This is a genomic window from Candidatus Nitrosocosmicus sp. R, from assembly GCF_054408505.1.
Genome location: NZ_CP167090.1, coordinates 2,259,572 through 2,282,935, shown reverse-complemented (window position 1 = coordinate 2,282,935; position 23,364 = coordinate 2,259,572). Strand labels below are relative to the sequence as shown.

General features: G+C 33.1%; 16 protein-coding genes. 9 read left to right on the top strand and 7 right to left on the bottom strand.

Features of this window, described 5'->3' with window-relative positions; all coding sequences use genetic code 11:
- Positions 1-116 precede the first annotated feature (116 nt).
- Complete coding sequence (locus tag AAGU22_RS11675) at positions 117-524, top strand: hypothetical protein (protein ID WP_458719282.1); 408 nt, start codon at positions 117-119, stop codon at positions 522-524.
- Between the two features lie 1,424 nt (positions 525-1,948).
- Here AAGU22_RS11675 and AAGU22_RS11670 read toward each other — a convergent pair.
- From AAGU22_RS11670 to AAGU22_RS11660, 3 genes are all read right to left on the bottom strand, one after another.
- Entirely contained in the window at positions 1,949-3,238 is a 1,290-nt protein-coding gene (locus tag AAGU22_RS11670) for a hypothetical protein (protein ID WP_458719281.1), read from the bottom strand.
- Positions 3,239-3,581: 343 nt separating this feature from the next.
- Positions 3,582-6,332 carry a glycoside hydrolase family 38 N-terminal domain-containing protein gene (locus AAGU22_RS11665; protein WP_458719280.1) on the bottom strand — a complete coding sequence of 917 codons (2,751 nt, stop codon included), beginning with the start codon at positions 6,330-6,332 and terminating at the stop codon, positions 3,582-3,584.
- Between the two features lie 542 nt (positions 6,333-6,874).
- Positions 6,875-7,855, bottom strand: a complete 981-nt coding sequence (locus AAGU22_RS11660) for a GNAT family N-acetyltransferase (protein WP_458719279.1) — start codon at positions 7,853-7,855, stop codon at positions 6,875-6,877.
- Between the two features lie 660 nt (positions 7,856-8,515).
- Here AAGU22_RS11660 and AAGU22_RS11655 point away from each other — a divergent pair.
- Both AAGU22_RS11655 and AAGU22_RS11650 read left to right on the top strand, forming a co-directional pair.
- Positions 8,516-8,965, top strand: a complete 450-nt coding sequence (locus AAGU22_RS11655; RefSeq protein ID WP_458719278.1) for a hypothetical protein — start codon at positions 8,516-8,518, stop codon at positions 8,963-8,965.
- 1,237 nt (positions 8,966-10,202) lie between these two features.
- Positions 10,203-10,841 (top strand): hypothetical protein, encoded by a 639-nt coding sequence (locus tag AAGU22_RS11650; protein WP_458719277.1) that lies wholly within the window; start codon positions 10,203-10,205, stop codon positions 10,839-10,841.
- 247 nt (positions 10,842-11,088) lie between these two features.
- On the opposite strand, the gene AAGU22_RS11645 is transcribed toward AAGU22_RS11650, so the two are convergent.
- Entirely contained in the window at positions 11,089-11,220 is a 132-nt protein-coding gene (locus tag AAGU22_RS11645; RefSeq protein ID WP_458719276.1) for a hypothetical protein, read from the bottom strand.
- Between the two features lie 187 nt (positions 11,221-11,407).
- Between AAGU22_RS11645 and AAGU22_RS11640 the strand changes: the two genes are divergently transcribed.
- Complete coding sequence (locus AAGU22_RS11640) at positions 11,408-13,363, top strand: DEAD/DEAH box helicase family protein (RefSeq protein ID WP_458719275.1); 1,956 nt, start codon at positions 11,408-11,410, stop codon at positions 13,361-13,363.
- A 1,651-nt stretch (positions 13,364-15,014) separates the two neighbouring features.
- Positions 15,015-15,473 (top strand): M23 family metallopeptidase, encoded by a 459-nt coding sequence (locus AAGU22_RS11635; RefSeq protein ID WP_458719274.1) that lies wholly within the window; start codon positions 15,015-15,017, stop codon positions 15,471-15,473.
- A gap of 65 nt (positions 15,474-15,538) precedes the next feature.
- Here the strand turns inward: AAGU22_RS11635 and AAGU22_RS11630 are convergent, their stop codons facing one another.
- The 3 genes from AAGU22_RS11630 to AAGU22_RS11620 all read right to left on the bottom strand — a co-directional run bounded on the left by AAGU22_RS11630 (position 15,539) and on the right by AAGU22_RS11620 (position 18,609).
- Positions 15,539-15,946, bottom strand: a complete 408-nt coding sequence (locus AAGU22_RS11630) for a DUF1428 family protein (protein ID WP_458719273.1) — start codon at positions 15,944-15,946, stop codon at positions 15,539-15,541.
- Between the two features lie 556 nt (positions 15,947-16,502).
- On the bottom strand, positions 16,503-17,648 hold the full coding sequence (locus AAGU22_RS11625; protein WP_458719272.1) for a hypothetical protein: 1,146 nt from the start codon (positions 17,646-17,648) through the stop codon (positions 16,503-16,505).
- Between the two features lie 22 nt (positions 17,649-17,670).
- Positions 17,671-18,609: a cache domain-containing protein gene (locus AAGU22_RS11620; RefSeq protein WP_458719271.1), complete on the bottom strand. Its 939-nt coding sequence runs from the start codon at positions 18,607-18,609 to the stop codon at positions 17,671-17,673.
- Between the two features lie 421 nt (positions 18,610-19,030).
- Here AAGU22_RS11620 and AAGU22_RS11615 point away from each other — a divergent pair, with 421 nt between their 5' ends.
- From AAGU22_RS11615 to AAGU22_RS11600, 4 genes are all read left to right on the top strand, one after another.
- Positions 19,031-19,219, top strand: coding sequence for a hypothetical protein (locus tag AAGU22_RS11615; RefSeq protein WP_458719270.1), 189 nt, complete (start codon positions 19,031-19,033; stop codon positions 19,217-19,219).
- A 429-nt stretch (positions 19,220-19,648) separates the two neighbouring features.
- Complete coding sequence (locus AAGU22_RS11610; RefSeq protein ID WP_458719269.1) at positions 19,649-20,674, top strand: alpha/beta fold hydrolase; 1,026 nt, start codon at positions 19,649-19,651, stop codon at positions 20,672-20,674.
- A 652-nt stretch (positions 20,675-21,326) separates the two neighbouring features.
- Entirely contained in the window at positions 21,327-22,172 is an 846-nt protein-coding gene (locus AAGU22_RS11605; protein ID WP_458719268.1) for a sialidase family protein, read from the top strand.
- 290 nt (positions 22,173-22,462) lie between these two features.
- Complete coding sequence (locus AAGU22_RS11600) at positions 22,463-23,131, top strand: hypothetical protein (RefSeq protein WP_458719267.1); 669 nt, start codon at positions 22,463-22,465, stop codon at positions 23,129-23,131.
- Positions 23,132-23,364: the final 233 nt, after the last annotated feature.

The window sequence follows — 23,364 nt, the reverse complement described above, 5'->3', positions numbered from 1 at the left end:
TGATATCAACATGTGAAAGGCAAAACCCTATTATCGAATCAAAAAGATGTTTGTTGGAATCTAGATCATTTTAGTATATAACACTTAATTGCATGAAAAATATCTATCAATAAGATATGGGGCGTTGGGATGATGAAGGATCGCCTGAAAATGGTAGATCGCCTGAAAATGGTAGATCAGGCAAAAAGCGAAATTTCTATAAATTAATTCGCAGAATAATCTTTGTTGGTTTTGTTGTGGTTGCAGCAGTTGTCTTGTTCGTATATTTTTCAACAGCAGGGTTAAATATCGAAATAATTCAAAGGGGTGGTCCTGTCGAGACAATAAGCGTAAAATTAAGCAACAATAATTTCAATTCCATCAATAACGTTACTGTCCAGTTTGACGACGATCAAATTCAACCTTTAGGAAATATGGGGCCATTTGCATCAATCTTCGTATCTCCTGATGGGGGCGATTCTGAATTTAAAAAAGTAGTTGTAAAAGCTAATAATGGACAGATAGAAGCAATAAAAAATAGATAGTAATTCTACATTCAACTTTCTGCCATTCCTTAATCCTATTGTAATTGACTGTTTCAATTTATTCTTAATATCTGCTATACAATATTTTTATCAAATTGATGGATGCGTGGAATTACTAGGAGTATGTCAATAATGCTGTCATAATATCTTCAAATCTAACTTACTATAATCCATCGTATCCTCACATCGAGCTAATTACTGCAATAAGTTCAAACAAAAAAAAAAACAAAAGAAATTAATAATTTATTTAGTATCCAGAAATCTCTATTTTTATTATCCAATTAGGCATGTACTACTTGGATCACATGATATTCCGTTTTTAATTTGATGGTGTTCAATTCTCTCGCTGTTCCAAGAGGGTTCTCCTATGCTATTACACTTTGCCAAATGAATTTGCAAGTGCAAGTTGCAATAAAGGGTTAGACATTTTGAACATAAACATCTTGACTCGTTCCTGCAATCAGGGAAAGTACATACCGACATAGAATTGAATTGATTTGTCCAGTCGTGGTTTGCCACTTCCATTCTAATACACAACTATTGAAGTGATAAAGTAATATAAAAAAACAATGATTATAATGATATTTGTTAGTCGTTTGAAGCATTTTAATCAATAAAATATAAGTAAATGGTGATTATTTTCATAATTATCCACACAAATATAGATATCTTTTATTACAGTTGATTTCATAATTTTGAATAAAAACGTCATTTTGTTTGTAGAAAATATGATTTTCGCTATACTAATACGTATTAGTCGATTTTTAACCAATAAATGCCGAAATCAGTAAGTAATATATATAAGTTGCTTACAATAACTATATGGAATTAAATGATACATGTGAAAATTACGGGGAACAACTGTGTGACTGCGGAGGTTGTTGTCAGGACGGCTAGAAGAACATCTTAAAGAATATCATACTTCTATCAAAAATCGGTGAACCCCTTGAATATCGATTATAAGAAACCAGACAAACTATAACAAGAGTATCTTCTTTATGATCCTTAGTTGGATAATCCAGGATAGTTGGATTTTATCGTCATTCTTATCCTGTGTATGTCCTACCCCACTTATAGTCCAACCATCGGCATTATCCATCAATCATTCAATCATACTTATTATCTTGGTTAACTGAATGCAAAATTTTTAGGTTGGATACTCTGGAGTGTTATAATACTTGTTGAGGAAGTGTTCTCAGCTCATGAGTCAAGTAATCAATAACTTTTGATTATATTTCCTTGAAAGATTTTGTCTCCTTTTGCTTCTCCATACATTTCTTTTTATTTCCTCAATTTAGTTAGTTTATTCCTATTTCGGCCAAATCGAATTTGATATTTATTTTCAAAGACTCTTCAAAAAAAGAAGAAATATTCTTAGATGGTATTATATCTTTGCCTTTATTTTTGTGCTGTCATTTTGAGTTCTAATCACATGTGGGTAATATTTCCATACTAGCTCCAGGCGTATCTGAGCAGGGGGTCAATGAAGTTACTGTTCCGACAATTGGTTGTCCAGCAAAATGGTGATCGGTATCTTCGTGATCTACTGATATAGTTATAGTTTTACCTCCACCTCCGATATTGATTGTTGAATCAACGCCATCCCAAGTAATGACTCCATTAGAAGCTACATCCATTTCTCCATTTATTGTCAATATGTTATCAGCGGGTAGTTCTATATCGCCACTTGATTCAAAATTCAAAAAATCATGTGTATGACCAGAAGTACCATTAAACCATGCCATGTTGGTGACAAAATTCTTCATTTCACCATCTTCAACTACCATATTCCAATCTCCAGTTGCATTCCAGGGACTTAATGCCGTTACAATGTATGAATTGATTTTTCCATTTGCTTTAAAACTATCGATCGGACCATGTTGTGGTATTTGAAGCTGGTTTTGTGTGAATTGTTGAACTGGTTGCTGTTGCTGAACTGGTTGCTGTTGTTGAACTGGTTGCTGTTGCTGTTGATCAGTAGTAAATAACTGGGTATTATCTCCCACTACTCCTGTTTGTGGTTGATTCGAATTGCCTGCATCGGGAGTGTTGACATTATTGGATTGGAATGTCTCGCCTGTCGATGATTGCAAAGGCTGTTGCTGTTGCTGTTGATCAGTAGTAAATAACTGGGTATTATCTCCCACTACTCCTGTTTGTGGTTGATTCGAATTGCCTGCATCGGGAGTGTTGACATTATTGGATTGGAATGTCTCGCCTGTCGATGATTGCAAAGTGTCGTTAGTCAGGGATGTCCCATTTCCTGTATTTGCACCGTTACTTGTGAAATTATTATTGGTAAAATTTCCTGTTGTCCCAAATCCTGACTCTGTATTGTTCTCATCCACAATTGTAACCTGGCCCCTAATATTTGTCCATATTGGATCGTAATAGTCGATTACACCTGCTGAGTCAAAAGTCCTATTATATGCCTCATTTGTAGCAAAAAAATCTCCATAAAAGACATTTGTTGGACCCGCCTCAGGGGTTCCAGATACTATTTGATGATAAGCGGAATCCTTGTTGAGCCAGGCAACAGTAGTCCCGACTGGTATTGTAATGTTAGCTGGTTCTATCGGGTTTAGACTATTACTATCAGTCGCACCTGGGTTAATTGTAAGTGTAAATTCTCCTCCTTGGGCGTTTGCTTCTGACTGAGCAAAGACTGCAATGCCAATCAGAAGGAAGATTGGAGCCAAAGTTAGTAATTTCATATATGTTTATTTTCTAGATAAAAAGACAGATATATATCTATGATCCTAATTGCCATAGCTATTAAACAACCGATGTCGATTTCTAATGAAGTTTCAACACGAATCTCAATATCTAATGGTTAGAGTTGTGGATTCGGTTCTACCAAGTCATTTTATTAAGGCAACTACAAGGTCATAAACTTTAAATTGATTTATATTTTCAATGTGATATGATTGACAGGATCGATAATCAAATGATCGAGATTATTTTTACTCGTTTCTATGTTTTAGTGCTTATTGAGAAGGATCACATTGCATGGTAAAATTTGGAACATGTGTATTCATCGTATGTTTGTAATTGGTTCTAAAAATCGAATTCTATTCTTAAAGTTATTATCTTAAAACCCTGAATAGGAAAGCTAAGAATGTTTTTGCTTGGACCCGAAATCGTAATCGCACTATCATCATCATGACTGTCATCATCTGTCTTGCTCTTATCATCCTCAATCAAGTTCACATATGATACAGAATTTATGGGGTAATGGAATTTTATGTCTGCAGTGACTGTTTTACCTTCAGTTTCATATAACCGTAATATTACTACTTTAGAGTTGCTATTATGACTAAAATCTTGTGGGAGTTTGAGCGTACTTAAGATCACATTCTTTGGTGATATGGACAAAAATGAAAAACCATTAGATTTGATTACATCAACCGTGGTGCCAGCAGAACTCGACTCACTTGTATTGTCATCCCATTTTTGATGTTCTTTGTTTGAAATGTGAATTGCTATTGGTTTCATGTTAAAAGATATCCCTTCTTTATAGCTAGATGCATCGCGCCAATCTCCGTCATGAGGGAGCAACGAATATTTGAAGATATATGGTCTCTTTTCTGCTGCATCCGGAGTGGCGATACAAGGACCCTTGGTCCCATCTCCAGAAAGTGTCTCAACTCCTCTTAATAATGTGAGGTATATACTATTGTCTCTAATTTCATGGGAAGGTATACCAAAATGGGCTAGTGTAACACCCATATCTTGTTCTTTGTTGGAAAAGTCTATCCACTCTACTGAAGGAAATGTACCACTGGGTATTTCTTTCCATTTCTTAAGTACATCGGGATCTTTGTTTAAGTAAAATAAATTAGTTGGCCTTTGAATAGCACCAAATTGTGTACCGGTCCAATAAGTGTATCCTTTAAATGGTACATCAAACTTAACCCTAATTCGCACATGGGGATGATTATTTTCAATGTATGTTGTGCAATCTATTCTAGACAACCCCTTGTAAATGGATATCTCTTTCCTTACTGTCAAGAAACTATGCTGGTAAATAATTGTCGGTAATTTTTCATTAAGTCGATAGGGCCAACGGATAGCATAGTATTTATTCTGAAACACTATTTTAGTTCTGATCTTACCATTCAAAACACTGTATTTTTCTTTCTTGAATACTCCAAATGGTATACCTTCACCACTTTCTGACTTTATTATGCCGGTTACATCTTTATGGTAATACAAGTCACCTAGTTCTTCTTCTATACGTACTTCATTGCCAATGAAATATAGACGATCAGCCTTCATTAGTGTAAATATACCGGTTTCAGCATCAATTTCTAATGTGAAATCGTCAAAGGTGAATTTTGTTTCATAGGATCTTGGATATGCTAGTAGGGGTGATTGATCCATATTGTTATTCTTGCCTTTTTCTTTTTTCCTGAATATTATTTCATATGCAGAAAAACCGAGAGATGGTATTCTTGCAATGAACCCTAATTGGACACTTTTAATTCCTCGATCTTTTTCATGTAATTCTAAATCTAGTATTTCTACATCCACTATTTCGTTACTATTTACAGTTCTAAGTTCCATTATTTCAATCGCCTCGTCAATATCAAAGTTGATTTTTGCTTCTACCCATTCCTTTGTGTCCCATGACACAGAATTGAACACTAAGATATGATGTGCTTCATTGTCCTGTCTAAATAATATTTTAGATATTTTATTAATACATTCAAAGTGTGATTTTTTTAATGTATTCTCTAATTTATCAAATGCCGATCTCATCTCATCGTACACTGCATCAATACCGGTACCAGGTAAAGAGTCATGCATTGCAAAAAATAGTGCTTGCTTCCAGTACTTTTTAAGATCATCTGTATGATCATTTTCTTTTGATATCAAATGAAGTATTGTATTCCATCTTTCAAGCATAAGTAAGTAGGTTTCAAATTCTTTAAATCCCTGTTTGATCCATGATCTTGTTGAAGTACTGTCTGGGAATACGAATGAAGCTTTTCCTGAGTACATCTCCCCTTTTTTGATAGACATGTGGATATTTTTCTCTTCAATTTCTTTTTCTAACGCTTCAAAGAATTCTGAAGGAGTTGACACCTTCATTAATGGATTTTCAATGATGTTTTTGGCGGATTCATTATACTTGTTGATAGTATCGCATAACTCTGGTTGTGGGGGTGTGGAACCACTGCCTGAAGGCATAAGAACATGTCTCGTAGATGATTGTCTTCTAAGTTGTTCGAACGTTTCATGTAAAAGTGACAGATCTAATCCTGCTCGATAACCTAGGGGCATCCAGTGGGATAGTATAGATGTACCGTCAATGCCTTTCCAATAAAATTCAGATATTAGTGGCTCTGTTACTCCCCTTCTAAAGGCGAAGTATTTATAACCGGTTCCTTTTAGAATTTGTGGCCATTGTGCATTGTAACCGAATTCATCTGCACCCCATGCAACTAAAATATTCTTCCCAAATTTCTCCTTTACATAATTTTTACCTTCTAGAATTTCTCTGATTAATACTTCGCCTGATGGAAGCATTACATCTGACATAAGGTATTCTCCTCCTGCAATTTCTATTCGCCCATCTTTGATAAACTGTTTAATTTCTGAAAATAGTTCTGGATAACTTGTCTCAATATTTTCTAAGAGATAAGTCTGTTCAATAATAAATTTGAAATCTTTTTCGTTTTTTAAAATTTCAACAGCCTTTTTTATAATAAAGTTACAATTAATATCGAAATTTTCTTCCTTGCTGAAAATCCAAATAGCATCATAATGACTGTGAGGAACAACATGTACAATAGATTTATTCAATTCTATGATGTGTTACTTGGAGATATGTAAGTTTTACCTACCATTGATAAATTCCATTGAAATAGAAGATTGTGTGATACTTACAGGACTCTATGCAAATTATATACTCTTTTGAACGAAAGACGCAATAAGTGTTCTAAAATATATAGGAATAAAAACTATTTATAGAAAAAGAATTTCGTAATTTAAGGGCTTACACTTGACCATTTTTTCCTTAATATTATGGCACTATATCTACCGTTTTTCACCAGCGTAGATTCGTAATAAACAGGTTGATTATAATAATTGATAAATTAAGGTGATCGTTTCCAGATGGTCATCATTGATTGGAATTATTCAAGACCAAGTATTAACCCGTTATAATACAACGAGGGTTGAGACAATTACCTAAAGGTAAAGGTTTAAGTCTTGATCTTTGTCCCTTTATGAAACTGAAAGAAAAATCTAAGTCAAGTCAGATGGATGATATGATGATATGGATGTGCTAAATTGAAATCTAAATGTTTATACATCAATTCACATCCTAGGCCTGGTATCGACCCTTAACGCCAATCATCAATTATATAAGCGGAAGGAATGTTGTATCCTTGTTTGTTTCCTTTGTGCATGGATACTCCTTGGAACTCTGATTTGAAGCCATAGTTGATCATTGCTTTGTATGCCACGTGTCGTTCCATGTTACTACCCGCAGTAATTTTAAATACGCCTTTTTCTAATGCCATTAATTCTACAGCATTCAACATTCGAATAAAATTTGAGTGCGAGTTACTATTTGTTGATATAGCCGCAAACTTGATATAACAAACATTGCTGCCTGCCTCCGTACCCTTGCCGTAGTGACATATTGCAATTCCAATTAGCTTGCTTCCAGAAGGATCATAAAGCAATATTGTGTCACCTAATTTTTGACTGTCTACAGCCAATATTTCTTTTTGCAAATCTAGTCCTGGAAAAATACCGTTGGTAAGATATTTGCAGTCGTCTAAAATTAATGACTTTACGTCATTTTGTATTTCAGAATATCTGACTGCATGCTGCGATTCATGATTCTGAGATAATTCCAATCTTTTCTCGTTATTTTCATCAGTAATTGATTTAGTCATTATAGATGTGAGGAATCTTGGCCAAAAATCATATTTTTGATATAAATAGATATGTTTTGGACTTTGAGCAAACGTAAACAATCCAGCGTACTGGATTTCCAATTTTGATAAGCGTTGTAACACAGGGATAATCAAATGTTTAGCTATTCCTTTGTTCCAATAGTTCGGATGGATTGATAGGGGACCAAAGAACCCAACACTACCCCAGTTTGTAACAAAATTTGAACCGGCTAGGTTCCCATCAACTTCTATTGCAAATGCAGAGTTTGGATCTGTAGCATATCTTGATCTAATATAATCTGCGTCGCCAAAAAAGGACATGGGATCATTTAGACCCATAAAGGTACCAAATGAGAGCCTGAGTATGGTGTCTGCTTCTTCAAGGTCATCTTCTCTCAAATTCCTCACATTGACATGCATCAAATAATCTCTAATACAATCGTACTTATGTTATTAATATTATTTCACTGTTAGAAACTGCTTGGGAATTGATTACAATATTTTATTTTAGAATTAGTTTAGAGAATGAGTATGTCGATCGGCCGGTCGGCGATCTCCCATCTTTATAATATATCGTCCTAAAACAATTCCTTCGTTAGAGTTCTTAATATTTCCAATTAGTTGTGATTTTGTAGGAAAATCTATTTTTTGCAGTATTTGATCATGAAATCTGATGATCATATCTAGTTGTATGGTTTCCCTTAATTGAGAAAAAAATCTATAGCATTGAAAATCATGTGTATATCTATTGAGATACTAGCCCAATGTAAATGAATGGTGCATAGGAACTTACATAAGAATAAAGTAACCAGTTGCTTTTTGCGTAAGGATATGTACGTTCATAACAAATGGAAGTCTTTTGCATGAATTTCAATTACCATGCTGTAAGGTTTGAATTTGTGTTTTTGCTTAAATCATGTTCCTTTCATTCCGATTTATCGTTGAATTTCCTATCAACCCATAATAAGTGAGAGATGCTGTAATGTAGTATGATTAATGATGTGAGTAAAGCAAAATGGGCAATCGTTTTATTCTCTCAGCCATTGTCCGGGTGGTCTATTTACTTTAATAGCCTTTTTGATGGTGGGATCTCAATTCACCACTTCTAGTAAAATAGACATGATCCAATTTCTATCATTATCTTTTGATAGCCCTGCTAAATGGTCCTTTCTTGAAATAATATTTTATCTAATATTTATCGTTGCCATCGCAGTTACCGCGGTGTTTTATATTCAATTGGAGATCAATCTTGCAAAAAAGATCTCAGGTTTTGTGAATATTTTAGCTTGGATACACCTATTGGGAATGAATATTGAGAGGTCCTCTAGTAACCATCCTCATGATTTTTGCAGGACTGGCTGGTTCTGGAATTTTGTCAGTATTTACAGAAGGAAATATCGGTCAACAGAATATCGAAATATGAATTCTTTTATTACGCCTATAGCAATTTCAATTGGAATCTTGAGTGTGGGTGTTATATCTGGTGGAATAACCTACATAAAGAGATATTTTTATGGTAACAAAATATAAAAAAACAATTTTCTAAACATTTATTCTAGTTGAGCAAGATATTTGAGTTGTACCTAACAAGGTCATATATGGTAGTTTTTAAATGCGTTATTTTAATATCTCTTGATATCGATCTAAAAAATTGGCTTACTTTTACGGAGTAGCAAACGGACTATCGTTATCGTTATCTCATAAATCAATCTCAAGGAGAGTAACTGTGAATTGTGATCCCTGAATAAATATATAAATGTTCAAAAAAGTCATAAAATTGAAGTGGCAGAAATAGCTATAAAAATCACTAAATTCATCTCTTTTATCTTTGCAAAATCAAAATTCTTTTTTTGAGCTTCAGACCATGAAAAGAAAATAGGGTGGAAAGTATGATAGAAAATGATTAGTTTTGATATATTTGTGTTTAAATTTGTAAGCTACAGGTTGATAAAATATTTAGAACCTAAAACATAGAAATGGGATGCGATGGGAGCAGGTAGCAGAACACATTGCATTCCATCTTTTACATCCAATTCCTACGAAAATCTTATCCGTATCAAAGTTAATGTAGATTTAGTATACCTAAAATAGTATTTATACCATATTCTTATTTTAGACAGAATAATAGCATATGATAATATTTAGATATTTTCATAGCTGTTATCCTGTAGATAATTTTCAGATGAATATGAACTATAAAAGATGTAAAATCTAGGCCAGGCGCATTTCAATTAAAAAGATTTGTTCGATCTTGCGGAAATCTATCCTCTTGTAGGAGTTCAATAAATTATGTTCCTTTATAGCCTACTAGTTGGCAAATGAATCATGCCAATTTTTCATGGATTTGAGGGTTTGATGCTCTTGTGAGCGAAAGATAGAAACAATAATAGAAAACGAATTCTATTCTCTGATCAAGATCTTCATTATTTTCTACTACGTTTGATTGAGGTTTAAAACTAAAGATGTAGACTTGGTTATAGAATTACTCTAAAAGTTGTTTTCCATTTAGTCCCCATTCTGAAATTAACAATTTTTTGTCAATTAAGTTCTGTTATTGGGACGAGAATTCGAGAATGAAATAATTTATTGGCTTGAATAAGAACTAATATAGTTGAATAGGATATTACTCTACCAATGTATTTTTATTAGTAATTACTCTTTAAAATATAGGGGTTGGAGGCGACAAACCATAAAGATAGACTCCGTTGATTTTATTTTATCCCATTTCAAAAGTCCCACTGGTATATTTCCACGCAAAATGATGACTTTGACTTCGAAAGATCTTATCTCAATAAACTCAAAAGAGGAGATATTACAAAGATGTAGAGAAGCGGATTATAGAGAATGTGTGATAAATGCCTATCCTGAAATTTTAGAAATTAACGGAAGGCTTATCCAATCACCCAATTTTATTCTCATAGATTTGGATCTTTCCCTTTGCAAAACATGCATTTACCCAATCAGGAAACTCGATTATCTCTTAAAACAAACTTTAATACAAATAAAAGAAAAAATCCAGGGCCTACCTACCGTGTTGTGGACTGGTAATGGATATCATATTTATTTACCGGTACAGGTTCCAATTCTGGATACCGAATGTGAATTTTCTAAAGGAAGATTTCAGAATCTATTTTCATTGAATGGTCGATACTATGAATACTATGTGTCAGAAGTATTTTTGCAATTTGCAGAGAAATATTTGACGGACGGAAAGTCTGATCTTTCACAACAACCCAGATATTCAAACTGTATGGTCAGAATTCCTGATACTTATAATATGGTTTGTTTAAGTAAAGGAATGAGTTTAGAAGAATCACGAGTTAAAATCCTCCAAGAATGGGATGGAAATATAATTGATATTAACCCGCTAATACAAGAGTTTAAGGTATGGTTAACCAAGCAATGAAATAAAAAGAAATTAAAAAGAAATGAAATCATAGTAAAAAGTTAATGACAGTTTCCAATAAAAGTTATCATGATACCAAGGATAAAAGTGATCACTTGTTATGGTAGCAGTAAATCTACCTTTTTCGGCTTCGCGGGCAAATCTACATAAATCCTGAATAGAGTGTTGCTCTTGAGAAGCTCCAATATCCTATAAATTTTATAATACAATCTGTTCATTATAGTATTTATCAAACAAACAAAGAATCCTAAGAATAAAACCTTTGTATCATCTCCAATCTTCTATTAGTTCTACTAGGCGCGTTATTCAAATTGTAATACACTGTTCCCAGGTGGCCAGCATCCATGTTCTTAAACATAGTATTAAATGATCCTACCATTTCTAGACTTATCCTACCTTTCCAGGCACATAAAATGGGCCATTGCCCGCCCCTAAACTATCCTTATTTTTTAATGAGGATTTTTTTATTGTCGTAAAAGTATATTAATCAATTTATTGCAATAATAAGTGGCAAAATAAGATAATGATCTCTTCAGTAAACCATGATATACTACGCTTTTTTAGCAATGAAGCCTAGACCTAATCACATTATAAAGGATTCAGAAATCATTGAAGAGAAATCGAAAATAAATACGATAATCTCACTATCTACACAAACTCTTTCACCTTCTATTTTGTCGTTAAAATTTCCTTTCGATTTAAAGGATGATCAGATAGCCGCAGTAGATGCATGGATGGAAAACAACAACAGGGGAACTATCCTCTACAGTACAGGAACTGGAAAAACTGAAATCGCATTCGAATGTGCAAGGAGGCTAGTGGGTCAACTTCTTTCACCAAAAAGGATAAAATCTCCATCGAAAATGGATGAAATGTTCTCTGCGGATTTGATACTAAATGACGAAAAAAATACCACTTCTTTTCATAAACAGATTGAAACTACTGTAAAGCCCAATATAGAAAAAAATACACTTTCTTTTTCATTTTTCAATATTTTATTTTTGGTACCGCGAATATCATTAATAGATCAAACTCTAAATAGATTAGTTTCATATGGCATACCAAAAGAGAAAGTTGGGGTTTATTTTGGAGAACGCAAAGAAAAAAGGGAGATAATGATATGCACTTACCATAGTGTAATACGAAATCCATTACTGGTTCGACGTTCTAATATGGTGATATTTGATGAAGTGCATTTGATAAGAGACACTTCAACATCGTTCATTAAAATTTTTGATATTGTAATTGAAGATCCAAAAAAGGCAATTTTAGGTCTCACAGCCACCTTGGATGAGAAGGATTTTAAAAACAGTACTATACTTGCAGTATTACCACCTGTAAAAAGATATTCCATTAAAAAGGCAGTTAAAGATAAAAGACTAGCCAAACCCATAGTAATTCCCATAAAAGTCTCTCTGACAGAAAGTGAAATAAAAGAATACAATGTATATTCTACAAAGATAAAGAATATTTCAAATAAATTCAAAAGATATGATGTCAGTTCAATGACCAATCTTTTGAAAAAAGGTGGATTTGCAAGTGGAATGGCGAAAGCTTGGTTTGCAAACATTCGAAAAAGAAAGTTGTTGTTAAGCTATGCTGATAATAAATTAACCGCGGCAGCGAATATAATTCAAAATAAATTTCCGGATGAAAAAATTATGGTATTTAGTGAGACAATAGAATCCATTGAAAAGTTGAGGGATATTTTGAAAGGTGGAGGAATAGAATCGAAAATTATTGACGCTAAGGTAAGAGCAATAGACCGGAAAAGGATTCTAAATTCCTGGGGTACTACTTTTAACGTCCTTTTATCTGTGCATACTTTGGAAATCGGTTATGATGTTCCTCAAGTCAGGATAGAAATTATCTTGGCTACCACCTCTAATATAAACCAAATAGTCCAAAGAATAGGCCGAGTGCTTCGAAAATATGAGGGCAAGAATATTGCGTTAATATATGTCGTATACGTTCCCGATACAAAAGATGACCATGTGATTAGAGTAGTAAATAAAGCAGTAACAGTTGAAAATGAAGAGATTAAAATCAAGAAACAAGATCTTAAAGCCATATCAAAGGGGTTGGAGGTAAAAACAGAAGCACCAACTATAATAACAACATCTACTGCTTCTCTGTTACCCCAGAGAAAACTATCAAATACACCACTATCAAATAAGACCATAAAAAGGTCGAAGAAGACAGCTAAGAGAGAGATCGTTAAAAAAGAAAATCATGAGAATAGAATTCATAGAGCATATGATATTATAGAGTCTACTCTTAATGAAGCATCTCTAATAGTTGAAGAGGATCTCAATACAATAGTCAAAAAAGATAAGGATGACTCAAATCTCGATAATAATTCCTTAGAATCTAGTAGGAAAATTTACAAGGTAAAGAGTTCTATGGATAAAGAAAAAAATTATCTCGTGAACTTGGAAGAACAGAGTTGTACTTGTAATGATTTTATTTACAGGCATGTAAAATGTAAGCACATTATAGCAGCTGAATTTATTTCCACATAAATTTAATATTGGTTATTAACTGCTTCCCTTGTCGATAAACGGCCTATTCTCAGAAAATACCATTTGTTCTCGAAAAATTGATGTGCCAAGTTTGTGAATACCAAAGCAACTATTACACATTCGGAGTGCAAAATATGAGAATTAAATATAATAATATTTTAAAACGTCGTAAAGAAGTGTCTTATTCCATAGTTTGTAAACCGCTAATGCATTCAAAAAACTAGAGTGATCAAGAATTTTAGGATATTCCATCTTTTTTGAGGTATAATAATTGTGAATGTTTTTTTAACCACATTATGGTGGATTCTCTTCTAAATATTCATTGGTATTGTCAAGATATATGTCCAATAATGGTAAATGAGGCGCGTAATTACCTGTGCGATGGCTATGTATTGATTAAGTTATAGATGATTTACCTCAAATTCAGCATGTGTATTGTGACAAATGAACCGAAATATTGCAAAGGGGTGGTCAATAACTAGCGTAAAGCATGAGAACGGGATGCCTATATGGGGTTAACTAGAGTGTTTGAACCGTTACTAAACTTTTTTTCCTTTTGGAACATGAAGTCAAGATCATACACCTATTATGAAAAACCTAAAATGTGGTTTTTTATAACATAAGGGATACAAATCTGCTTTCCTAACACAGGGAAAATGTTTTATTTATCTTTTACGTCAAAGTCATGATTGAAATGTCCATGGGGGATAAAAATTCATTCCATAGTATTTCAGAAAATCCAATACAAAGTAAGACAAAACCTTTAGAAACTATATTCAATTGTTCAAAAAATGATTGTCTGGGTGAAGCAATAGCTAGGTGTGAGATGTGTTCAAAATATTATTGTTATCTACATGTGCAAGAAGATTTACATCCCTTGGAAAGTATCGAAATAATTAACCATTCCGAAATACACATGTGATGATGAATTTCAAAAGTTTGAGATATCCTTTTTGAATTAATAACTATCTAAGCAATGATGAATTATTTCAACATTCATAGTCATTCATGGAAGTCAGTTATCAAAAATTCGCTTTTTTGTTTATTGTTAAATACCATCAAAATTGAATATTACAGGTAATACATTTGCTAACAAATCAGAAACATTCTGTGAATTGTGAATAAAATGATGCTAGTATTCATAACCTACAGTTTCATGGCTACAATAATCATATTTAGTTTAATTGATTACGCCCAAACATGAAATTAAAATCAGTAGGCTATTCACTCATTAAGTTAAGATTGGACGACTTGTTAAAGGTCTCATTATCTTCTGTTCTAATTATCAAATACTATATCAAAACAATAGTTTGGGATATTGTTTTGTTCAGGTGATCAAAACCACATTTTTAATTCTAACATAAACTATTTCTCAATGGCAATCGACTATTTGACTACATACTATGTCTTAATTTGTTTTGCTTATTTATGTACTTGCTACACTGAAAAAAATGAGACCTTTAATCTCAAATACTTAAAAAGTGGAATTTAAAGCCGTGTTTATTGATGACTGCAGCCGGTGCAAATTTAATCATGATACAAATAATCATTTTGCAATAAATGGTGATTTCTGACTTCAAAATTTTAATAAAAAGTGAGTTTTATATACTTCTTTGAATTATTATTACTATGAAGTGGGTTTTTTTCATAGATGATGGCAAAAAACATTTACACAATCCCTGTTCCTAGAGAAATGTTGCAAAGAATGGATAGATCATCTTCTCCTGCCCATGTCGGTAAGCTTCGAAATGCGGTGGATTTTGTTGCTCCTATAGGTACATCTGTTCTTGCTGCAGCAGATGGTATAGTAACTTATATCAATGAGGACTCCAATGTTGGAGGACCCGATGCATCATATTGGTTATATACTAATTTTATCATAATCAGTCATTCAAATGGAGAATTTTCTAGATATGACCACCTTGATTATAAGAGTTCCAGAATCAAATTAAATCAGAAGGTTCAAGCCGGTGACAAGATATCCAAAGTTGGAATGACCGGTTATACTTATATTCCACATCTACACTTTCAAGTATTTGTTATTACAGGTTACAATATTTGGACCGATTTTGATACAATAGAGATCAAGAATTTCAAAAATACTCCATAAGTCAGTCCTTAATGTAGGAATATTTCGGGCTTTTCAGCAGTGATTATCGACGATAGGTTGGATATCTAAGATATTTGTTCTAACTTACTAAAATCCCCAAAAGTAACTATTGAACCTGGAGTAATAAGTTCCATAAATTCCTTATACATTTCATCCCCACTTCTATCACCTTCCATTGCCTTCATAAACTGCTGCACATGTTTTGCATCCTTATAAGACTGGATTTCTAGCCAAACATCCTCATCATCGTTAGCAGAAATGGTCTTTGATAAATTTACAAAATCCATCATGTTCTCTCTTGAATTGAGGTTAAAGACTTCAAATTTTAATACTCCGTGTTTCTTAAAAAAATCATGGGAGTGCTTGTTAATCTTTACTAAAGCATCATGGTTTTTCTTTGGAGAGCGGTATAAGAAAACAGCTACCTGACCTCGAGAATCTTTTTGATTTGTAGAATTATCCAAATTACTCATAAGATCGTTAAATAATGATAATATAAAAATAATTAAGGGATCAAAAGTATATTGGTAATGGAAACTATTTAATTGTCGTTGCAATTATGATGTTTTTAGTCCAACATGTGTTGATAATTTTGATAGGGTCTAGTATTATGGACATTATACCGCCTGTATCATTCTGTCTAAATCATAAGGCCTAGACAAGAACGTTCAAATATTATTGTCAGCATATGTCTTAGTACCGAATAGATACAGTTTCAATTATGATCTAATTATGTTATGATTATCTATAATCACAAGATGACATTCGATTAAGAATAAATCAATTCCTTCCAATAAACAACATCATATCATTATGTTTACCATAATTGTGAGTATAGTCTTTATTTTTTATGATGGAATATCAGGATCCTGATCGGTAGACACATAATTACATTCAATTTTCCCGAACAGCTTGCCAAACCCAGCTGAGATTTGAATGTTATTACAACAAGTATCATAATCGGGTTAGAATCATTCTATAAATTAATTAATTCCAATCAATACTTTAACAAAGTATAAAGTAAAAAATCTATTTGGAAATATTTTCGAAATTCTTTTTTTGTAGGAATAAACAAAGTTCCCTATTTTCATCCTTAAGTTTAGAGTAAGAAATAGGTTTGAATCCCTTATTGCCTTTAATTATGCTATATATCTTAATTTTGGGTTCAAAGTCTAATTTCTTTAGATTACTACATAGATCTAACCATTTTTCCATCGTTTTCGCAGTCTCTGGTTCTGAAATATGTTTAACATTTAGTAGGTATGGACCAATAATTCGCCACAAGCAGTATTTTCTTTGATCTTCTATGGGCATTTTTAAAAGGCGTTCAATCCATTCAATTCTGGAACTGGACTTATTTTGATGATGACTCTCTCCACTGCCAGGGTATTTTGTTTTATTTTTTTTAGGAGGATTGGGCCTATTAGAATATGACTTGTTAAAATTAATTTCCTGCTTTGTCAACCATGTCATAAATTCGTGTGTGATAGCCTCCCCGTTAATTCTTTTCCCATTCCATTTTTGAAGGATTCTTATTTTGGACTCCTCAAAGCTTAATCCTCTACCCAGACATCTGGAATTAAAAGTACCCGGAATTCTAACTAAACATGTTTTGTATTTAGGTCGATGGTTGGGATCAGCTCTTCCACTTGTGAAATAGGCTTCTGCAAATTGCATAAAGGCTTCAGATACAAAATACTGTGAATATTTTCCCTTTAAAGAAAATAGACTTGGAAACTTATCTTTAGAAAAAACATACTCATTGTCCAGGACTGGGATGTCTATAGGCAAATAAATATGAAAACCATTCCCAGTCCAAGAAACTGTTGGATGCGCACCCTGTATTTGTTCCATTTTTCTCAAGGTACTATTCTTTACTTTATTCAATTTGTGAATGTCATTATCAAAATTGCCAAGATCCAAGTCAACGAAAACAAAGTTTGGCGATTGAATTAGTATATCATCCTTTACTATAGTTTCAGGATATGCGTTAAGGCGACAATCTTTAAAGTCAGATTGTTCACATCGTTTCAAGATTTCTTGTTTTGTATTAACTGTAAACTGTCCATTTGATCTAAAGGTCATCATTTTGCGTGGAAATTGGCCCAAAGAACTTTCGAAGTGGGATAATATGAAGTCTATTGGAGGGTTAAGAATTATGTCTTTACCCATCATACTAGTATCACATAATTATGAGTCAACCATTCGACGACAATAACATTACAACCCAGTCCGTTTGAGCAAATTTTATCGGAGTAAAAGAGATGTACATATTTTTGCCATTTACTTTCTCTATCAATGATCCTGATTCACCATTTTTTGCATTTTGAAAGCTTTGAAGTTCCTTAAATGATTCTATGTTATTGTTGTCAGATGACGTATCAGCTATTTCTGTACCGTTATTATCCACTATCACAAACCTCTTATCACTATCCTCTGGCGGCATTGTTGATTTTATCAGATCATTGAAGTAGGTAAAGTTTAAACCTAACACTTGTACCCCTATCAATGAATTGTTATTTTTCGCATCTGAATAAATTGGGTTAGCGAGTATTGAAAGTGGTTCGCCTGTAGAGACTGCATTTATTGCATCACTTAAGTATGGATGATTTGTTTCCACGGCGCCAATAAAATGGTCCCTATACGCAAAGTTGGTTGTAGAACTATTAGTTTGATATGGTGAATATGGTTCACCAAAATAGCGATCTCCATTTGGTAAAAGTAATCCCACATATAATAAAGCCTTGTTAGTAGCCAATAGTTTTTTAGCTTCATTTCTCTTCTCTAGGTCTTGGTTGCTTGGTATCCCATGATACTTCAGTTTCATTTCACTCGTAACATTTACCAGAGGTAAGTTTCCAAAAGAATTAGATCCATTCATCGAGGCATCTCCAACTGCCATCAGATCTGATATCGTATTATTCAAACGTTGGGTAAGAGTAAAGAGATCCAGCTGTTTCAATAATGTAAAGTTGGTAGTAACGGATAATTGTGATTGATTTGTATTATTACTATTTTGGTTTCCGTTCATCAGAGAAAATGTGCTTATGATAGGAATAAACATGAACGTTATAGCAGAAATTCCGACCATCAGGAACAAAAAAGGCATTATCATCAAACCTAATCCTTTTATCATCATTTATGAAATATTCTTGTTCTTAATAAGAATTGTCACTGTTATTACATTTTACTGGATTGTTAAAAGAGCCTTAGATTTTGACTAATCAGTTGTGTCAAAAGACAATATGCAACGGAAAGAACTGGAGTATTTCAAATGAAAGAAATTAAAACCTTTTTAGAGATTGCATCCACATTTAGATTACACACGAGATAACATATTGAATATTTTCAATAGATTATTGAATTTCCTAACTCTTTATTATGAAATGTTGAAAATGTCTTTTTGTCAAACAAATGAAATATCCTGTACACTTGTGTAGACTTTATGAAACAGATATCTGTTTAATAGAAACTTCATTATTAGAGTAGAATTGTTCAGCGATTTTTCATAGTAAAAAATCCTATACATTAAATCCAATAATGCAAATAAATGTCATATGACTAAAATAATTAACCTTCAAGTTATGTCACCATCTAACGTAGAGAAAAGAATGATTTTTAGTACTGATGATAAAGATGCATTAGTCAAAGGGGTTGAACTGGAAACCCACGCCTGTGGCTGTTGTGGATTTGTTTCAGCGGATTTACTAATATCGCAATATGATATTACAATGCCACAATTGTAAATCATATAACGACGCATCAAAAAATGAAAAATTCATTGCCTAGTCTAAACGTCTAATTTTATGAAAAAAATCTATCAACGTAACAGATTATGTGAATAAGAAGCATGTTTGTATTCTACCTTCATGTTTGGTATGTTTTCTAATTAAACCTTAGAAAAATTGAAGACATTAGTGCTTAAGAATTAGATATTTCTATCAATGTGGGTTTTTCATTATTTCAAACTGGAAACCGTCCTTTTATATGTATAATATCTGTCAAGGACTATCTGACCACGCTTGTACTTTGTGACTGAACAGAATGATAAGACTTGTAACAAATTCAAGATTTGAAACTTTTAGTTTAGTTTTATCAAAAAAACCTATATCATTCTGTCGTCGTAAAATTGAACGATCAATCTTATTATACGCAGGATAAAACAAATAAGTTTAGTGAAAAGGAAATCATCCTTCTTTGACCAAATCGTGCTTGCAGTCACAGTTATAATGGTAGTTGGATTGGTCGGCTTTGTCATTGATCAAAGATTACAATTATCAAATTCGATATCAGCTACTAGTCAGGTAGGATCTATTAATAAGAATGAATTAACGTCGCCTGACACTAATTTTGAGTCCGTTTCTGTTAATCAAGCCGACCTAAAAAAGGTCATCGTAGGAGACATAGAAATTGCATATAAGACTTTTGGAAGGGGAGAACCAATCCTACTCATTAGTGGCAGCGGGAATGTAATGGACGGCTGGCCCCCATATTTTCTGAAAGTATTGGCGAAAGATCATAAGGTAACTATTTTTGATAATCGAGGCGTTGGAAATACTACAGAGGGAACAAAACCTTTCTCAGTTAAACAATTTGCAAACGATACTCTGGGTCTAATGAAAGTTTTAGGAATACAAAAAGCTGACGTGCTTGGATTCTCCATGGGTTCTTTTGTTGCTCAACAGTTGGTTATTACGTACCCAGAAAAGGTAAACAGATTAATATTATATGGATCATCATGCGGAGGGCAAGAAGGGATCCCTCAAGATCCCAAAATAATTAGTATATTATCAGATTTTGTTAATAATCACACGAAAGATGCCTCTGCATTCCTTGAAGTTACCTTCCCACCTAAATGGATTAAAGAAAATCCAAACTTTTTAGAATTGATTCCAAAGACCTCTGAAACTATCCTTTCCTCTACAGTAAAAAAACAGTTTGAGATAAATGAAGGTTGGCTTTCAACTAATTGGTCTGGAGTTTGCGATTTACTTCAAAATGTTACTAAACCAAGTTTAATCATAACAGGCACTGAAGATAAAGCGATTCCCTCCGGAAACTCACTGATTCTCGTAGATAAAATTCCCGGATCATGGCTTGTGCAAATCGAGGACGCAGGACATGGATTGATGTATCAGTATCCCGAAATCTTCACTGAAATTGTAGGAACATTTTTGAATACGTCAGTAACAATAAGGTAAGAAAGAGATAAGACTCCTTTTCTTACATCATCATCATCATCTAACTTAGACTCTTTGAATTCTCGACAGGTATTTGTTGTAGTTATTAAATTTCTTGATTGTCGTATTTGATTATGTTGACAAAATTTATTTTAGAGTCAGCTAGATGTCTTGCCTTTTAGGAACTATTATAGGATCATTCAATATCAACCTTTTTTCATGATAGAAAATAATTTCCATTTCATTTGTCCTTAGTATCGATAGATATCACCATGGCTGATAATTCTCATCATTATTGAGTCCTGAAAAACTATTTGATTGATTGGACCATAAAGTTGTCAATTTATCCTTTAGCATAATAATAACATCACTTTTCTTGAGGAAATCCGCCCTACATTTCCAAGTCGTCAACGACTTAAATTTCGCTTAAGACTATAATTAATTAAATTACTTGAGGGATCATCATGGTTAAGCTAAATTCATGGATCTGAATTCCATTCTATTAATTTGAGGGTTTAAACTATCTACTGACTAGAATATGACAAAGCAATTCCATAATTCAAAATTACTAGACCTGTTCTCATTAATTTTTTTATTTTAAACAAAAATATTGATTTTCATATAATTTTATTATCAATATTTGTTTTTATAATACCCCCATATAGAATTATTGATGAAAAATAAATTAGAGATAAAAATAATTTTATCGCTATGCTTTGTAACAATAATCACTGCGGTAACCGCAGTACCCCTCCAATCCGCACATGCCTTCTCTTGGCCTTGTATTGACAGAAGCGACGGGAAGGCCCCTATAGCCGTTTCTGATAACAATGCCTATGTTGCTTGGTGGGGAAATCAAAGCGGAAATTATGAAGTAATGTTCAAGGCCTCTAATGATGGTGGTCAGACTTTTGGCGATAAGATTAGCCTAAGTAATTCTACAAATGGAACTTCAGTGGAAGCAGACGTAGCTGCTTTTGGTAATAATGTATACGTTACTTACGCAGATAACAAGACAGGAGATGCCGATGCTTATATTAGGACCTCCAATGATGCTGGAAAAACTTTTGGGCCTGAACTAAAACTGACTAACAATTCTGATTCCAATCTTGCATCTTCATCTGTTTCTCAAGGGATGAAGTCGTATGATAATGTCAAAACATCTCCATATGAACTCAAGGTTGATGCTCAGGGAGACAATGTCTATGTAATTGCAACAGGAGGCGATAAAAATGATACTACTTATCAACCAGATGTATTCATAAGAGTATCTAACGATAGTGGAAAAACCTTTGGTAAAGATATCAATTTGAGTGAATCAAAAGGAATTGTGTCAGAACGTACAGAGATAGCTGCATTAGATGATAAGGTATACGTTACTTGGTGGGATAAAGGCTCTGATGGGACAGACACGCCATTATTGAGAATAAGTGATGACAGAGGGCAGACATTTGGTGACATCATAGTACTTACAGCAAATGCTACAACCGGCAGTACAACAAATACACCATCATCCTAATTTTTAGGAAATTCATTCTTAACATAGAATAGAGAAAAGATGGTAAGATGTGATACCGACACTTACTTTCGTATTCAATATTTTTAAAATCAAGTAAGAAAGTGGATTGTCTATTAATTATCCGCATTATTCTGGTCTGAAATCAATATTTTTGTAAGGACGACCATCATTAAAGAGCTTAAATAGTATTCCATTTAAATCAGAATAACTTGTTCGTTAAATATTCAACATTATCAATGTCTATTTCTGTTTCAATTTCATTTTTTATTATCCTCATATCAGTTTTATCATTGGCAAATAGTGAGGACAAAATTTGGAATATTTCTGCCTTAACAGAAACACCTGAATTTGATATAAATACTCAAGATAATAGTAGTAATCTCAGAAATATTACAAAAGAGAATAATTTCTCTTCATCTTTACCCTCAGTCTCATACTCTAATGCAACTTATGGAATAAAAATAGATCATCCATCCGATTGGACAATAAAGGAGGGAGGTGTGGCAACAATTTTTCATAATCAAAGTAAAACACTTAATGTTGTAGCTGAAATTTTAGCTCCTATCCAAAGTGATTACTATAATCCCAAAATAGGAGCATCTCATAATAGTATTAGATTAGTTGTTGAAGATTATGATACCTTTGGAGATTTTACAAATAGCAACATCTTTAATTATCTGAAAAAAAATGACTCCGAAACAGACGACGAAAATAAACTTCTGACTGTGGCCACCAAGAGAATAGGTGCAATAGGGATTTATTGTCATGATTTTGACCTTAAAAGTTGGAATCAGAATGCAACATTAGCACGTAACCCCGCTCATCAAATATTTTTAGATTACAGTTACGACAAAAACAGTAAAGGTGCTACAGAAATTTATACTATAAAGGATGATAAAATTTACATCATCGAGTTTGTGGCTCAAGATAAGTACATAATCTATACTTGCCAGTTGTAAACGAAATTATTGACTCATTCCAGATTACAAATTCTACTGACAAAGATTGATTTTCACTGGGAATAATCCTCAAATTCATTGAGAAGAATCTACTTCATATCCTTTTGTTTGCCTATAGTTGTATGCAATATCAACATCATTAATGATTTGCTGTGCTTTATCTTTGATTTGATTTCATAGCAATCTTTTACCCAAAGATGCGATAGCAATCATGTAGCAATTGTTGTCCTAAT

What these genes read in the sequence shown, in the direction of transcription:
- AAGU22_RS11675 (WP_458719282.1), top strand. Translation starts at nt 117, where the DNA reads ATGGGGCGTTGGGATGATGAAGGATCGCCTGAAAATGGTAGATCGCCT.
- AAGU22_RS11615 (WP_458719270.1), top strand. Translation starts at nt 19,031, where the DNA reads ATGACTAAAATAATTAACCTTCAAGTTATGTCACCATCTAACGTAGAG.
- AAGU22_RS11620 (WP_458719271.1), bottom strand. Translation starts at nt 18,609, where the DNA reads ATGATAAAAGGATTAGGTTTGATGATAATGCCTTTTTTGTTCCTGATG.
- AAGU22_RS11630 (WP_458719273.1), bottom strand. Translation starts at nt 15,946, where the DNA reads ATGAGTAATTTGGATAATTCTACAAATCAAAAAGATTCTCGAGGTCAG.
- AAGU22_RS11625 (WP_458719272.1), bottom strand. Translation starts at nt 17,648, where the DNA reads ATGATGGGTAAAGACATAATTCTTAACCCTCCAATAGACTTCATATTA.
- AAGU22_RS11645 (WP_458719276.1), bottom strand. Translation starts at nt 11,220, where the DNA reads ATGGTAGGATCATTTAATACTATGTTTAAGAACATGGATGCTGGCCAC.
- AAGU22_RS11605 (WP_458719268.1), top strand. Translation starts at nt 21,327, where the DNA reads ATGAAAAATAAATTAGAGATAAAAATAATTTTATCGCTATGCTTTGTA.
- AAGU22_RS11660 (WP_458719279.1), bottom strand. Translation starts at nt 7,855, where the DNA reads ATGCATGTCAATGTGAGGAATTTGAGAGAAGATGACCTTGAAGAAGCA.
- AAGU22_RS11670 (WP_458719281.1), bottom strand. Translation starts at nt 3,238, where the DNA reads ATGAAATTACTAACTTTGGCTCCAATCTTCCTTCTGATTGGCATTGCA.
- AAGU22_RS11640 (WP_458719275.1), top strand. Translation starts at nt 11,408, where the DNA reads ATGAAGCCTAGACCTAATCACATTATAAAGGATTCAGAAATCATTGAA.
- AAGU22_RS11655 (WP_458719278.1), top strand. Translation starts at nt 8,516, where the DNA reads ATGGTGGGATCTCAATTCACCACTTCTAGTAAAATAGACATGATCCAA.
- AAGU22_RS11635 (WP_458719274.1), top strand. Translation starts at nt 15,015, where the DNA reads ATGATGGCAAAAAACATTTACACAATCCCTGTTCCTAGAGAAATGTTG.